The organism is Arthrobacter sp. MDT2-34-1, from assembly GCF_059091365.1.
The window spans coordinates 76730-90240 of record NZ_JBNHGO010000004.1 but is presented as its reverse complement, the minus strand read 5'-3'; the positions used below and the strand labels follow the sequence as shown (position 1 = coordinate 90240).

Annotated in this window: 12 protein-coding genes; 9 read left to right on the top strand and 3 right to left on the bottom strand. The window is 69.6% G+C overall.

The window, feature by feature from the left end; translation table 11 throughout:
- Nucleotides 1-275 precede the first annotated feature (275 nt).
- The 6 genes from dxr (at nucleotide 276) to AC5RVV_RS16265 (ending at nucleotide 7347) form a co-directional block, all read left to right on the top strand.
- Nucleotides 276-1490: a 1-deoxy-D-xylulose-5-phosphate reductoisomerase gene (gene dxr / locus AC5RVV_RS16290; RefSeq protein WP_494002439.1), complete on the top strand. Its 1215-nt coding sequence runs from the start codon at nucleotides 276-278 to the stop codon at nucleotides 1488-1490.
- Nucleotides 1487-2896 (top strand): M50 family metallopeptidase, encoded by a 1410-nt coding sequence (locus AC5RVV_RS16285; RefSeq protein WP_494002438.1) that lies wholly within the window; start codon nucleotides 1487-1489, stop codon nucleotides 2894-2896. The genes dxr and AC5RVV_RS16285 overlap by 4 nt, the downstream gene beginning before the upstream one ends.
- A 175-nt stretch (nucleotides 2897-3071) precedes the next feature.
- On the top strand, nucleotides 3072-4823 hold the full coding sequence (locus AC5RVV_RS16280) for a hypothetical protein (protein WP_494002437.1): 1752 nt from the start codon (nucleotides 3072-3074) through the stop codon (nucleotides 4821-4823).
- Nucleotides 4824-4920: 97 nt separating this feature from the next.
- On the top strand, nucleotides 4921-5211 hold the full coding sequence (locus tag AC5RVV_RS16275) for a YciI family protein (RefSeq protein WP_494002436.1): 291 nt from the start codon (nucleotides 4921-4923) through the stop codon (nucleotides 5209-5211).
- A 92-nt stretch (nucleotides 5212-5303) separates the two neighbouring features.
- Nucleotides 5304-6470 carry a flavodoxin-dependent (E)-4-hydroxy-3-methylbut-2-enyl-diphosphate synthase gene (ispG, locus tag AC5RVV_RS16270; RefSeq protein WP_494002538.1) on the top strand — a complete coding sequence of 389 codons (1167 nt, stop codon included), beginning with the start codon at nucleotides 5304-5306 and terminating at the stop codon, nucleotides 6468-6470.
- 28 nt (nucleotides 6471-6498) lie between these two features.
- On the top strand, nucleotides 6499-7347 hold the full coding sequence (locus AC5RVV_RS16265) for a GNAT family N-acetyltransferase (RefSeq protein WP_494002435.1): 849 nt from the start codon (nucleotides 6499-6501) through the stop codon (nucleotides 7345-7347).
- A gap of 37 nt (nucleotides 7348-7384) precedes the next feature.
- Here AC5RVV_RS16265 and AC5RVV_RS16260 read toward each other — a convergent pair whose 3' ends face one another.
- Complete coding sequence (locus AC5RVV_RS16260; RefSeq protein ID WP_494002434.1) at nucleotides 7385-8140, bottom strand: ABC transporter permease; 756 nt, start codon at nucleotides 8138-8140, stop codon at nucleotides 7385-7387.
- Entirely contained in the window at nucleotides 8137-8895 is a 759-nt protein-coding gene (locus tag AC5RVV_RS16255; RefSeq protein WP_494002433.1) for an ABC transporter ATP-binding protein, read from the bottom strand. Before AC5RVV_RS16255 ends, AC5RVV_RS16260 begins: the two co-directional genes overlap by 4 nt.
- A 179-nt stretch (nucleotides 8896-9074) precedes the next feature.
- Between AC5RVV_RS16255 and AC5RVV_RS16250 the strand changes: the two genes are divergently transcribed.
- Both AC5RVV_RS16250 and AC5RVV_RS16245 read left to right on the top strand, forming a co-directional pair.
- Complete coding sequence (locus tag AC5RVV_RS16250) at nucleotides 9075-10874, top strand: proline--tRNA ligase (protein ID WP_494002432.1); 1800 nt, start codon at nucleotides 9075-9077, stop codon at nucleotides 10872-10874.
- Nucleotides 10871-11671: a sulfite exporter TauE/SafE family protein gene (locus AC5RVV_RS16245; protein ID WP_494002431.1), complete on the top strand. Its 801-nt coding sequence runs from the start codon at nucleotides 10871-10873 to the stop codon at nucleotides 11669-11671. Before AC5RVV_RS16250 ends, AC5RVV_RS16245 begins: the two co-directional genes overlap by 4 nt.
- A gap of 33 nt (nucleotides 11672-11704) precedes the next feature.
- Here AC5RVV_RS16245 and AC5RVV_RS16240 read toward each other — a convergent pair whose 3' ends face one another.
- Complete coding sequence (locus AC5RVV_RS16240) at nucleotides 11705-12766, bottom strand: DUF4439 domain-containing protein (RefSeq protein ID WP_494002430.1); 1062 nt, start codon at nucleotides 12764-12766, stop codon at nucleotides 11705-11707.
- A 129-nt stretch (nucleotides 12767-12895) separates the two neighbouring features.
- Between AC5RVV_RS16240 and rimP the strand changes: the two genes are divergently transcribed.
- Nucleotides 12896-13510 carry a ribosome maturation factor RimP gene (gene rimP, locus AC5RVV_RS16235; RefSeq protein WP_494002429.1) on the top strand — a complete coding sequence of 205 codons (615 nt, stop codon included), beginning with the start codon at nucleotides 12896-12898 and terminating at the stop codon, nucleotides 13508-13510.
- Nucleotide 13511 lies beyond the last annotated feature (1 nt).

Below are 13511 nucleotides of genomic sequence, written 5' to 3'. Positions count from 1 at the left end.
CCGGTGCAGGGTTCCGCTGCCGGTGCAGGGTTCACAAACCCTGCACCGGCAGATTTTCCCTGCACCGGGTGACAGGTCCGGGCGGGTGAGGAGCAGCCCGTCCGGCCAGGAGTTGTCGTCGGGATTACGCGCCGTAGAGGATGATCTCCACACCAGGTCAGGGGATGGCTTCGAGATCACCCCGTACAACCGGTGATCTCGAAGCCAAGGGGTAACTTGGACGCCCCACAGCTGGCGCTCGGCGGGCGGACCGCCCGTGCTGGATAATTGAGCGCATGGAGTTCCGAGATCCGCCCCGCGCCGCCCCGCTTCCCGCCCGACGCAAGGTAGTGCTGCTGGGTTCCACGGGTTCGATCGGCACGCAGGGGATCGACGTCGTGGACGCGGCCCCGGAACGCTTCGAGGTCACGGCGCTCGCAGCCGGCGGCAACGTGGAACTGGCCGCCCGGCAGGCGGTCCACACCCGGGCCCAGGCCGTCGGAACCGCCGCCGGAACGGTGGATGAACTGGCCACGGCCATCAAGGCCGCCGCGGCGGACGCCGGCGTGTCCGGCTACTCGCCGGAGCTCTTTGCCGGCCCCGACGCCGCGGCGCGGATCGCCGCATGGCCGGACGCCGACGTCGTGCTTAACGGCATTACCGGGTCCATCGGCCTGGCCCCCACGCTGGCCGCGCTCGGTGCGGGCCACTTGCTGGCACTGGCCAACAAGGAGTCCCTGATTGCCGGCGGGCCCCTGGTCAAGCAGGCCGCGCGGCCCGGGCAGATCGTGCCGGTGGATTCGGAACACTCGGCGCTGGCCCAGGCGCTCCGGTCGGGCACGGCCGCCGAGGTGGACCGGCTGATCGTCACCGCATCCGGCGGGCCGTTCCGCGGCTTCAGTAAGGAACAGCTGCGCGACGTCACTCCGGCGCAGGCGCTGGCCCACCCCACTTGGGACATGGGCCGGATGGTCACCACCAACTCGGCGACGATGGTGAACAAGGCGCTGGAAGTCATCGAAGCCCACCTGCTCTTCGACGTCCCGCTGGAGCGGATCGACGTGGTGGTGCACCCGCAGTCGGTGGTGCACTCGATGGTGCAGTTCGCCGACGGATCAACCATCGCGCAGGCGTCGCCGCCGGACATGCGCCTGCCGATCGCCCTCGGCATGGGCTGGCCGGAGCGGGTACCGGGCGCCGCGCAGCCGTGTGACTGGAGCCGTGCCACCAGCTGGACCTTCGAGCCCTTGGACGAGGAGGTCTTCGGCGCGGTGCGGCTGGCCAAGGAGGCGGCCGGCCGCGGCGGGACCTTCATGGCCGTCTACAACGCGGCCAACGAAGAAGCCGTGGACGCCTTCCACGACGGGCGGATCCGCTTCGACGAGATTGTGGAAACGGTGGCTGCCGTGGTGGATGAGCACGCGCCGTCCGGTGAACTGACCGTGGCGGCAGTGCTGGCCGCAGAGGACTGGGCACGCTCGCGGGCCCACGAACGTTTGGCTATGTTGTGACCATTCTGCTTTTCATTCTCGGCGTCCTCTTCGTGGCCGTCGGCATCGCCCTGTCCATCGCCCTGCACGAGGTGGGCCACCTGCTGCCCGCCAAGCTGTTCAAGGTGCGGGTCACCCAGTACATGGTCGGCTTCGGCAAGACCCTCTTCTCCCGACGGCGCGGCGAGACCGAATACGGCGTGAAGGCCATCCCGCTCGGCGGCTACGTGTCGATGATCGGCATGTACCCGCCGGCCAAGGCCGGCGGCAGTGCCAAGGACGGCAGAGACGGCGGCAGCGGCGTCGACGGCGGCGGCAGCAGCGGAGGCGGCGGCGGCGCGGTCCGCCGGTCCAGCACCGGCATGTTCCAGCAACTGGCCAACGACGCCCGGCAGGCCGAAGCCGAGCGGCTGCAGCCCGGCGACGAGAACCGGATGTTCTACAAACTGCCGGTCTGGAAACGGATCATCATTATGCTCGGCGGTCCGTTCGTGAACCTGGTCATCGGCACGGTGCTGATCGGCATCGTGCTGGTCGGCTTCGGCACCGCCCAGGCCACCACCACCATTGCCCAGGTCAATAAATGCGTGGTCCCGGCGTCCCAGGCCGCCGAAACCGGCCAGACCGACTGCCTGCCCAGCGATCCCGAGGCTCCCGCCACGGCGGCGGGCATCCGGCCCGGGGACACCGTCACCGCCTTCGACGGCAGGCCGGTCACCGACTGGTACCAGTTGACCGCCTGGATCCGGGACGCGGCGGGGGAGCAGACGCCGATCACCCTCCAGCGCGACGGCCGGGAAATCACCACGACCATCACCCCGATCCTCACCGAACGCCCGGTATTCGACGACGCCGGGCAACCGCTGCTTGACGGCGACGGCGAGCCGGTGACGGAGCAGGCGGGCTTCGTGGGGATGGGCGCCACCACCGCGCTGGTACCGCAGCCGGCCGCCGACGTGCTCCCGGCCGTGGGGGAGAACCTGCAGGCGATCACCGGTGTGGTGCTCCATCTGCCGCAGCGAGTGGCGGACGTGGCCGAGGCCGCCTTCAGCGATGCTCCGCGCGACCCGAACGGGCCGATGAGCGTGGTGGGCGTGGGCCGGATTGCCGGCGAGATCAGCGCGATGGACGAGATTCCCTTCGAGGCGCGGGCGGCCTCGCTGATTGGGTTGGTCGGTTCGGTCAACCTGGCGCTGTTCGTGTTCAACCTGATCCCGCTGCTGCCGCTCGACGGAGGGCACGTGGCCGGCGCGCTCTGGGAAGCCATCCGCCGGGGCTTCGCCAAGCTGTTCCGCCGCCCCGATCCGGGGCCGGTGGACATCGCCAAACTGCTCCCGCTGACCTACGTGGTGGCCGTTGTGATGATGGGCATGGGCGCGCTGCTGATTTACGCGGACATCGTCAAACCGGTCAATATCTTCGGCTGATCCCGGGGTTTATGGCGGCGCCCTGGCGAAACCGTCGCCTCCCCTGATCCGGCACGACGGCGGTGCACGCACGTGTGCGCGGCAGTCCCTTGTGCGCGGCGCGCTCGCCTGTGGTTGGAACCCTGCCGGTCCCCGTGGTTAGACTGGCCGGAACCGGCGAAGGGAGCCACGACCCGTGAGCACGGCACCGCGTACAGCCCGCACCGCAGCGAGCCTTCGGGGCACCGCCCGGGCGGAGTCGATGGGCCGCAGGCCCCGGCTCAGGACCGGCGCCGCTGCCGTCCTGGCGGCCGCTGTTGTACTTGCCGGTTGCACCGCGCCGGGCGAGGCCCAGGATCCGCCATCATCGGCGGCGTCAACAGAGGCTGCCCCGGATCGCGTGCAGTTGAGGGCTGGTGCCGCCGATCCGCAGGTGCTTGCCGGCTCCGACGCCGAAGCATCGCTCGCCGCCAGCCAGGCGTTGTTTGACTCCAGTCCCGTGGCGTTCGTCGCGCCTCCCGGCGACGCCGAGGCCATAGCTGCCGCGGCTGCCGAGTCGGTACCGATGGGCGTGCCGCTGCTGTTGGCGGGAGACGGGCTGGCCGAGGAGTTGGAGCGCCTCGGCGTCCGCCAGGTCAAGGCTTTCGGCCGGCCGCCCGCCGAGCCGGAGGGCTCCCCGAGTGCCGCGCCGGAAGCCAACTCCGGGGCCGGGCCCTCTGATTCGACCAAGGCCGGCTCCGCGAGCGCCGCGCCGGACGCCTCGGCCGCTGCCGGCTCCGCGGCCTTGAAGACCGCATCGACGGTGTCCGGCGCCGACCCGGATCAAAGCATCGAGGCGTGGGCCCCGCTGCTGGCGGACGCGGAAATCCTGCCCCCGGACGGGGACATGGAGGCGCCCGAGCGTGCGGAGGAGCCCGCGGCCGTCTCGGTGTTGACGGACAAGGACGGCGGGCAGGACTATCCCGCGACCCTGGCGGTCGTGGAGGCGGCAGGCGCCCGGGTCTTCCAGGACCCGCACGCAGACCCGCGGCACGGCAGCGAGACCATCGAATTCCTGCGCCAAGAACCCGAGCACCGCGTGCTCGCCGTCGGCGAAGAGTTCGGCAGCGGCGACACCTTCGCGCGCCGGACCACGGCAGCGCTGACCGTGCCGGAACTGCCCGGCGGCGGGCAGATGGCCTTCCCGTCCCGCCGGATGGTGGCGCTGTACGGGCATCCCTCCGGGCCCGCCCTCGGCGCGCTCGGCGAGCAGGATCCCAAGGCGTCGGTGAAGCGCGTGAAGAAACTCGTTAAGCAGTACCAACCGCACAGCAAGGAACCGGTGGTCCCGGCCTTCGAGATCATCGCCACCGTTGCCAGCGCCTCGGCCGGAAAGGACGGCGACTATTCGGAGGAGACGGACCCGGACGAGTTGCGCCCGTGGATCGAGGCCGCCGGCGAGGCCGGGGTGTACGTGGTGCTGGATTTGCAGCCGGGACGATCGGACTTCCTCACCCAGGCCAAGATGTACGAGGACCTGCTGAAGGAACCGCATGTGGGCCTGGCCCTGGACCCGGAATGGCGGCTGGGCAAGGGGCAGCGTCACATGGAGCAAATCGGCTCGGTGTCCGCAGCGGAGATCAACCGGGTCAGCGACTGGCTGGCGAAGCTTACCCGGAAGAACTCCCTGCCCCAGAAGGTGCTGATCCTGCACCAGTTCCAGTACCAGATGATTTCGGACCGCCAGGAGCTGGAAACCGGCCACGAAGAGCTGGCCCTGGTGCTGCACGCCGACGGCCACGGCGGGCCCGGCCAGAAACTGGACACCTGGCGCGTCCTCCGGGAGGACCTGCCGAAGAACATCTGGATGGGCTGGAAGAACTTCTACGACGAAGACACCCCGACCTTTAGCCCGGAACGCACCTACACCGGCGTGAAGCCGGCTCCCTGGTTCGTTTCCTACCAATAGCCCCGGGCCAACCACCGGCGTCACCAATAGCCCCGCCCCATCCACACTCGTCCTGCCAATAGTCCGCCCGCATCCACCGGCGGGTAAGGTGAAGACCATGAGTGTCTTTGCCGTCGAATATGTCTACGCCGCCGATTCCGAGCCCGGCCGGGACGAATACCGTCCCGCCCACCGCGCCTGGCTGGGCTGCTTCCTGGACCGGGGCCGCCTGCTGGCCTCCGGCCCCTACGCCGACGGCACCGGCGCGCTGCTGATCTTCACCGCCGAGGACGAAGCCAGCCTGCTGGAGGAACTGAAGCAGGATCCATTCAACGTCAACAACTTCGTCTCCGGCCTGAAAGTCACCGACTGGAAGCCCGTCACCGGGGCGTTCGCCCACCACGCATGATCCTTCCCACTCCCGCACCGTGTGCCAACGCCCGGCGGGAAGGGGATAATGAAACCTGATCAGCAACTGCCTACCGGCACATGGAGGACGTTTTGACCTCGGTCAATCTTGGAATGCCAGCTTCACCACCGCCAGTCCTGGCGCCGCGCCGCAAGACCCGGCAGATCAAGGTCGGCTCCGTCGGGGTCGGGTCGGACTCGCCCATCAGCGTGCAGTCGATGACCACCACGCCCACCACGGATATCAACGCGACGCTGCAGCAGATTGCCGAGCTGACGGCCTCCGGTTGCGACATTGTCCGGGTGGCCTGCCCCAGCGCCGACGACGCCGAGGCCCTGCCGATCATCGCCAAGAAGTCACAGATTCCGGTGATCGCGGACATCCACTTCCAGCCCAAGTACGTCTTCGCCGCCATCGACGCCGGCTGCGCCGCCGTCCGCGTGAATCCGGGCAACATCCGCAAATTCGACGACCAGGTCAAGGAGATCGCCGAGGCAGCCAAGGCCGCCGGCACCTCCATCCGGATCGGCGTCAACGCCGGCTCCCTGGACCCGCGGCTGATGCAGAAGTACGGCAAGGCGACCCCGGAGGCGCTGGTCGAATCCGCCGTCTGGGAGGCGTCGCTGTTCGAAGAACACGACTTCCACGACTTCAAGATCTCGGTCAAGCACAACGACCCGGTGGTCATGGTCCGCGCCTACGAACTGCTGGCCGAACGCGGCGACTGGCCGCTGCACCTCGGTGTCACCGAGGCCGGTCCGGCCTTCCAGGGCACCATCAAGTCGGCCACCGCCTTCGGGGCGCTGCTCTCGAAGGGGATCGGGGACACTATCCGTGTGTCCCTGTCCGCCCCGCCCGTGGAAGAGATCAAGGTCGGCCTGCAGATCCTGCAGTCGCTCAACCTGCGGGAACGCAAACTGGAAATCGTTTCCTGTCCCTCCTGCGGGCGAGCCCAGGTGGACGTGTACAAGCTGGCCGACGAAGTCACCGCCGGGCTCGAAGGCATGGAGGTGCCGCTGCGCGTCGCCGTGATGGGCTGCGTCGTGAACGGACCGGGCGAAGCCCGCGAAGCCGACCTGGGTGTGGCCTCCGGCAACGGGAAGGGCCAGATCTTCGTGAAGGGCCAGGTCATCAAGACGGTCCCCGAAGACCAGATTGTGGAAACGCTGATCGAAGAAGCATTGAGGATTGCCGAGGAGATGGGTGACTCCGATGGCGAGAATGCTGTCAAGGGTAGCCCCGTGGTTAACGTCAGCTAGCCGTGACGCGGCGGGTGCGGCCGGGGCCGTGCCCGCCGATCAGCATGCCGGAATACGGCCGCTGGCGGATGCGGATACCGCGGAACTTTGGGCGCTGGTGCGCGCGGATCCGGTGGCCAACGTCTTCCTCGCTGCCCACCTGGAGACCGCTGGGACCGCCGGCCCCACCCCGTCCGGTGCCCACATCCTGGGAATGTACGACGACGGCGTCCTCACCGGGGCCTGCTGGGCGGGCGTGAACGTGGTCCCGTCCGGGCTGGATGCCGAACAGGGCGCCAGGCTGGGCGCCCACCTGGCCGCCGGCGGGCGGCGCATGTCCTCCATCTTCGGGCCGGCCGAGGGGGTGCTCGGCATCTGGTCTTCGTACCGGACCGCCCATCCGCGGGCCTTCGACGTCCGGCCCAACCAGCCCCTGATGGAGCTGCGCGGAACTCCCGCCGTGCCCGCGGACCCGCAGGTACGGTTCTCCACCGACGACGACTTTGAGGTGCTGGTGCCCGCCTGCGTCGCGATGTTCGAGGAGGAAGTCGGGTACTCGCCGCTGATCGGCGGCGGCCAGCACTACCGGCAGCGCGTGGCCACCCTGATCGGGAAGGGACACTCGCTGATCCGCCGGGACGGCCAGGGGCAGGTCGTCTTCAAGGCAGAACTGGGCAACGTGAGCGCCGACGCGGTGCAGATCCAGGGCGTCTGGGTGAACCCCGCCTACCGCGGCCGCGGGCTGGCAGCCGGCTGCATGGCCGCCGTCGTCGAGTTGTCCCGCAAGTACGCGCCGGTCGCCAGCCTCTACGTCAACGATTACAACCACCGGGCCATGGCCGCCTACGCCGCGGTCGGCTTCCGGCAGGTCGGCACCTTCGCCACCGTCTTGTTTTAGGCGGGGGAGGTGCCCGAAAGCATGCCGTGTCCACCCTTCACGCGCTCCGCCGGCGCAGCGTCAGTGACGCGAGCAGCAGTCCCACGATGACGCAGCCGGCCGCAACCGCCACGTCGAACCACAGGTCCCCGGTGGCTTCGGCGTGGGCCGCGATCTGCTGCAGCGCATCCACGGTGTAGGTCAACGGCATGGCGTTCGCTACGGCCTCCAGCCAGTCGGACAGCTGCTCCCTGGGCACAAACAGGCCGCAGAGCAGGATCTGCGGGACCACCACTACCGGCATGAACTGCACCGCTTGGAACTCCGTACGGGCGAAGGCCGAACAAAAGAGTCCCAGCGCCACTCCCAGAACCGCGTTGACGACGGCGACCATCACCACCAGCGCCCCGTTGCCTTCGATGTCGAGACCGAAAACCAGGTAGGCCACCGCCGTCGTCACCGTGGCCTGGAGGGCGGCCATCAGCCCGAACGCCAGGGCATAGCCGAAGAGGAGGTCGGCCTTGTTAATCGGCGTCGACAGGACGCGTTCCAGGGTGCCGGTGGTCCGTTCGCGGAGCATGGTGATGGAGGTGATCAGGAACATGACGACAAACGGGAAGATCGCCAGCATCATCGGGCCCACCCGGTCGAAGGTGCGCGGCGCACCGGGCGGCAGCGCCTCATTGTCGAACAACAGGTAGACCACGCCGAGCAGGATGCCGGGAACCACGACGATCAGCGCGATGCTGCGCGGATCGTGGCGCAGCTGGGCCAGCACCCGCCGCGCGGTGGCCAGCGTCATCGATGCGTTCATGCCGCCGCCTCCCGGCTCCGGATCATGTGGAGGAAAGCCTTTTCCAGGTCCACCGTGCCGCCGCGCTCGGCCAGCTCCGCCGGCGTGAGCTGGGCCAGGAGGGAGCCGTCGCGCAGCAGCAACAGATCATCGCAGTGAGAGGCCTCTTCCATGACGTGGCTCGAAACCAGCAGGGTGGTGCCCGCCGCAGCAAGGGCCGCGAAATGATCCCAGAGCTCCACGCGCAGGACGGGATCGAGGCCGACGGTCGGTTCGTCGAGCACCAGCAGGTCGGGCCTGCCCACCAAGGCGCATGCCAGCGACACCCGGCTGGACTGGCCGCCGGAGAGGTCCGCGGTCTTGCGCCCCGCCACCCCGGCAAGTCCCACGGAATCCAGGGCTTCGTCCACGTCGGACGCGGACCGGCCGTGCAGTGCGGCGAAGTATCGGACGTTTTCGCGGACCGAAAGATCGGGATACACGCTCGGGTCCTGGGTGACGTAGCCGATCCGGTGCCTGAGCTCGCGGTGTCCCGCGGGCAGTCCCAGGACGGTGACCGTCCCGCCGGCCGTCTTCTGCACCCCGACGATGGCCCGCATCAGCGTGGTCTTGCCGCTGCCCGAAGGCCCCAGCAGGCCGGTGATGGTTCCGGCGGAGATTTCGCAGCTGACGTCGGACAGGACGGGCTTACGGGCACGGACCACCGTGAGCCCTGCGACGGCTACGGCCGGCGCCACGGGCGCCGCCGGGTGCGGCATCGTCTCCGCCTCCCTCATTTACTGGTCCGGTGACATCAACCTAGACCCGACGCAAGGGTGCGTCCAGACGCTCTGGCGGGCGCTGCCGTCCCGCCCCCGCGGGCTGTCGCTGGCATGCGCGCGGAGCCAGTAGATTAGAAGGCAGTTGAATTTCGCGGGCCGCTGCCGGCCCAACCCTTGAGAAACGGATTCCTGCAGTGGTTCTTCGCCTGTCCAGCATGTTCCTGCGCACCCTGCGCGATGACCCGGTCGACGCCGAAGTTGCCAGCCACAAGCTGCTGGTGCGCGCCGGCTACATCCGCCGCGCCGCCCCCGGCATCTACTCCTGGCTGCCGCTGGGCCTGAAGGTGCTGGCCAAGGTGGAGGCCGTGGTCCGCGAGGAGATGAACGCCATCGGCGCCCAGGAAGTCCATTTCCCGGCGCTGCTGCCGCGCGAACCCTACGAGGCGACCAATCGCTGGACCGAGTACGGCGACGGGTTGTTTCGCCTGCAGGACCGCAAGGGTGCCGACTACCTGTTGGCCCCCACGCACGAGGAAATGTTCACCCTGCTGGTCAAGGATTTGTACTCCTCGTACAAGGACCTGCCGGTGACGCTGTACCAAATCCAGAACAAGTACCGCGACGAGGCCCGCCCGCGCGCCGGGCTGCTGCGCGGCCGCGAATTCATCATGAAGGACTCCTACTCCTTCGACGTCGACGACGAGGGCCTGGACGTCAGCTATGACGCGCACCGGCGCGCCTACCTGCGGATCTTCAAGCGCCTGGGCCTGGAAGTGGTGACTGTCAAGGCCACGTCCGGCGCCATGGGCGGGTCGAAGAGCGAGGAGTTCCTGCATCCCACCGAGATCGGCGAGGACACCTTCGTGCGTTCGCCCGGCGGCTACGCCGCCAACGTGGAGGCCGTCACCACCGTGGCGCCGGAGCCGGTGGACTACGCCGACGCCCCGGCCGCCGAAGTCAAGGACACCCCGGACACCCCCACGATCGACACCCTGGTGGCCGCGGCCAACCAGCTGGCACCGCGCGCGGACGGGGAATGGACCGCCGCGGACACGTTGAAGAACGTCGTCCTGGCCATCAAGCTGCCCACCGGCGAGCGGAGCCTGGTGGTCATTGGCGTACCGGGCGACCGCGCCGTCGACCTCAAGCGCGTCGAGGCGAACATCGGTGCCTTCCTCCCGGTGGGCGGCGAAGTCGAGGTCGAGGCGGCCACCGAGGAAGACCTGAAGAAGCATCCGGGCTTGGTCAGGGGCTACATCGGTCCCGGCGAGAGCCTGGACGCGGCGGTCCTCGGGACCGAGTCGGCCACGGGCCTGCTCTACCTCGTGGATCCCCGGGTGGTGCCCGGCACGCGCTGGATCACCGGCGCGAACGAGGACGGCAAGCACGTGTTCGGTCTGGTCGCCGGACGCGACTTCGGCTGGGACGGCGTCGTAGAGTCGGTCGAGGTCCGCGAAGGGGACCCCGCGCCGGACGGCTCCGGTCCGCTGGAGGCGGCCCGCGGCATCGAAATGGGCCACATCTTCCAGCTGGGCCGCAAATACGCCGAGGCCCTGGGCCTGCAGGTGCTGGACCGCAACGGCAAGCTAGCCACGGTGACCATGGGCTCCTACGGCGTGGGCGTCACGCGTGCGGTGGCCGCACTCGCCGAGGCCTATCACGACGACAAGGGCCTGGCCTGGCCGCGCAACGTGGCCCCGGCCGACGTCCATATCGTCGCCACAGGGAAGGGCACGGAAATTTTTGAGGCAGCCAACAGGCTGGCCGAGGAACTGTCCGCCGCCGGCGTCGATGTCATCTACGACGACCGGCCCAAGGTCTCTCCGGGCGTGAAGTTCTCCGATGCCGAACTCATCGGGGTGCCCACCATCGTGGTGGTCGGCCGCGGCCTGGCCGACGGCGTGGTCGAAGTCAAGGACAGGGCCACCGGGCAGGCCGAAAACGTGCCGCTGGCCGAGGCCGCCGGGCAGTTGGCGGCCCTGGCCGGGAGGTGAGCTCCGGACTCGAGGAACTGCAGTTGGCCACCCTCGCCCTCGTGGTCGTGGGTGGCTTTGCCGCCGGCTGGGTGGACGCCGTGGTGGGCGGCGGCGGCCTGCTCCAGTTGCCCGTGCTGCTGCTGGTCCCCGGCATCAGCCCGGTGCAGGCACTGGCCACCAACAAGATGGGCTCCATCTTCGGCACCACCACCAGCGCAGTCACCTATTACCGCAGGGCGCACCCGGACCTGAAAACCGCGCTGCCGATGGCCGGCGTCGCGCTGGCGGGAAGCTTCGGCGGGGCGATCGTGGCCACCGTGCTGCCCGCCGAGGTGTTTAAGCCGATCATCGTCGTCGCCCTGATCGCGGTGGCCGTCTTTACCGCGCTGCGTCCGACGGCGGGATCGTTGACCCGGCTGCGGTACAAGGGCGCCCGGCACCTCGGCGCGGCTGCCGGAATCGGGCTGGTCATTGGCTTCTACGATGGCCTGATCGGTCCCGGCACCGGCTCGTTCCTGATCATCGCGATGGTGGCGCTGCTCGGCTACAACTTCCTGGCCGCCAGCGCGAAGGCCAAGATCGTGAACATGGCCACCAACCTGGGCGCCCTGGCCTTTTTCCTGCCCAGCGGGGCGCTGCTGTGGGGGCTCGGACTGGTGCTCGGCGTCGCCAACATGGCCGGCGGTTACGTCGGTGCACGGATGGCCGTCTCACAGGGCAGCAAGTTCATCCGTGTGGTCTTCCTGGCCGTGGTCGCGGCCCTGATCCTCAAGCTTGGCTACGACGTGTTGCAGGAGAACGTGCTGGGCCGCTGATCCGGACCAGAGGGGCGGCCAGCTGCCCCCTCGTCACGAGCCGGTGGCGGGCGCGGCCAGCAGTTCGTCGTCCAGTCCCGGGGCGGGCGGCACGACGCCGGTCGAGGCCGCCAGGTCCGCCGTGGCGGTGGCGAGGCCGGACACCGCGTGCTCCCGCACCCTCCCGCTGCTGAGCGCGACCAGGTCGGCCAGCGGCCGGAGGGAAGCCTCCTCGGCGCCCTGCAGCGCCGGCAGCGGATCGGCCGCGAAGTCGCTGCCCAGGGCATACGCCGGCTCCGGCAGCGGCAGGGCCAGGCATTCGGCCGCCGCCACCGCCCGCCAGTCCCCGGCGGCGCCGGCATGCGCCGCGAGGCGCTCGGCGGCGACCGCGCGTTCGGCGCCCGCGAGGCGCGGCAGCACCGTTTCATAGGCGTAGGCCAGGCGCTCGTGGCTGCGGACGACGGCGGCCAAGGCCTCCTCCGTCGTCGGCGCGCCGGGCGTCGTCGGCCGTGTCACGTCCCCGGCCGGAGCGGAAGGGGCGGCGCAGCCGGGGGAGGCGGGCGGTATCTCCGGGGCTTCCCACGGCGCAGCCACTTCCGAACCGCCGGCCAAAACCTGCGCCTGGGCGAACACCGCGGAGCCGATCGAGGCCAGCAGCCGGGCCAGCCCCGGGTCCGTCTCCTGGGCGTCGGCCAGCAGGTCGCCGGCGAGCCCGGCCAGCTCCCCGGGGCCGGGTGGCCTTGCGGCCGGGGCCGGGCTGCCGGCCAAGCCGGCGGGGGAAGACGGGGCCGCGGTATCTGGCGCGGCAGGGGACCCGGACGGCCACGACGTGGTCAGCCTCAGCAGGTCCGCCTGGGTCCGGAGCAATTCGGCGGTGGGGGAGTCGCCGTCGTCGTCGTGTTCCTCGAAGGCCGAGGCCAGGTTCTCCAGGCCGTCCAGGGCGTCGAGGCGGGCTTGCTCGGTGGTGCTGGGGGGCGGGGCGGGCTCGGTGATGCTCGCCACCACGGTGCCGGTGCTGACCACGATCGCCGCGGTGAGCAACAGCAGCGGCGCCCGGCGCCACGCCCGGGATGGCGCGGCCTGGTTGCCGCCGCGGCGCCTTGAAGTAGATCCCACAACTGAAGATGATGTCACGGCTTCGGCGTCCGCTGCACCGGCGTAGGCCGGGAACTGGCCGCGGGGAGGCCACCGGTGACGGTAAAGTCGCTAGTCTAGAAGCGAGACTTACCGAAACAGGGAGGCAGTATGGCCCAGCGGCGCGATCACAGCGGCGTGCCCACTACCGGAGGGACATCCGGTACCGACACGTCCGCGGAGGCCGCACGCCTGAAAGAGCTGCTGGAACCGTCCGTGGCCGCGCACGAGTTGTTCCTCGAGGATGTGGAAATCCGCCACGCCGGATCACAGCGCATCGTCCACGTCGTCGTGGACCTGCCCGAGGACCAGACCGGCGGCGTAGGGCTCGATGCGATCGCCGAGGTGTCGCAGGCCCTCTCCAAGACGCTGGATGAGGATCCGCGCGACGACGGCCGCGCCTACAGCCTGGAGGTATCCTCGCCGGGGCTCAGCCGGCCGCTCACCCAGCTGCGCCACTGGCGCCGGAACGTGGGCCGGCTGGTCAAGGTCAAGCTGGTCGCCGGCGACGACGTTGCCGGCCGCCTGCTGGAGGTCGGCGAGACCGGCGTGACCGTGCGGCCGGAAGAAGCGCCGAAGAAGGGCATGAAGCCCCGTCCCGGCGAACCGGTCCACCTGGACTTTACGAACATCCGCTCCGGCAAGGTCGAAGTGGAGTTCGCCCCGGTAGACGACGACACGATTGCCGCCGCCGACGGCGAGCTGGAGAACGAGGAGGAGGCCTGAG

Bases quoted from the DNA above. Each gene is read 5' to 3' on its own strand.
- dxr (WP_494002439.1), top strand. From the start codon at position 276: ATGGAGTTCCGAGATCCGCCCCGCGCCGCCCCGCTTCCCGCCCGACGC.
- rimP (WP_494002429.1), top strand. From the start codon at position 12,896: ATGGCCCAGCGGCGCGATCACAGCGGCGTGCCCACTACCGGAGGGACA.
- AC5RVV_RS16255 (WP_494002433.1), bottom strand. From the start codon at position 8,895: ATGAGGGAGGCGGAGACGATGCCGCACCCGGCGGCGCCCGTGGCGCCG.
- AC5RVV_RS16260 (WP_494002434.1), bottom strand. From the start codon at position 8,140: ATGAACGCATCGATGACGCTGGCCACCGCGCGGCGGGTGCTGGCCCAG.
- AC5RVV_RS16275 (WP_494002436.1), top strand. From the start codon at position 4,921: ATGAGTGTCTTTGCCGTCGAATATGTCTACGCCGCCGATTCCGAGCCC.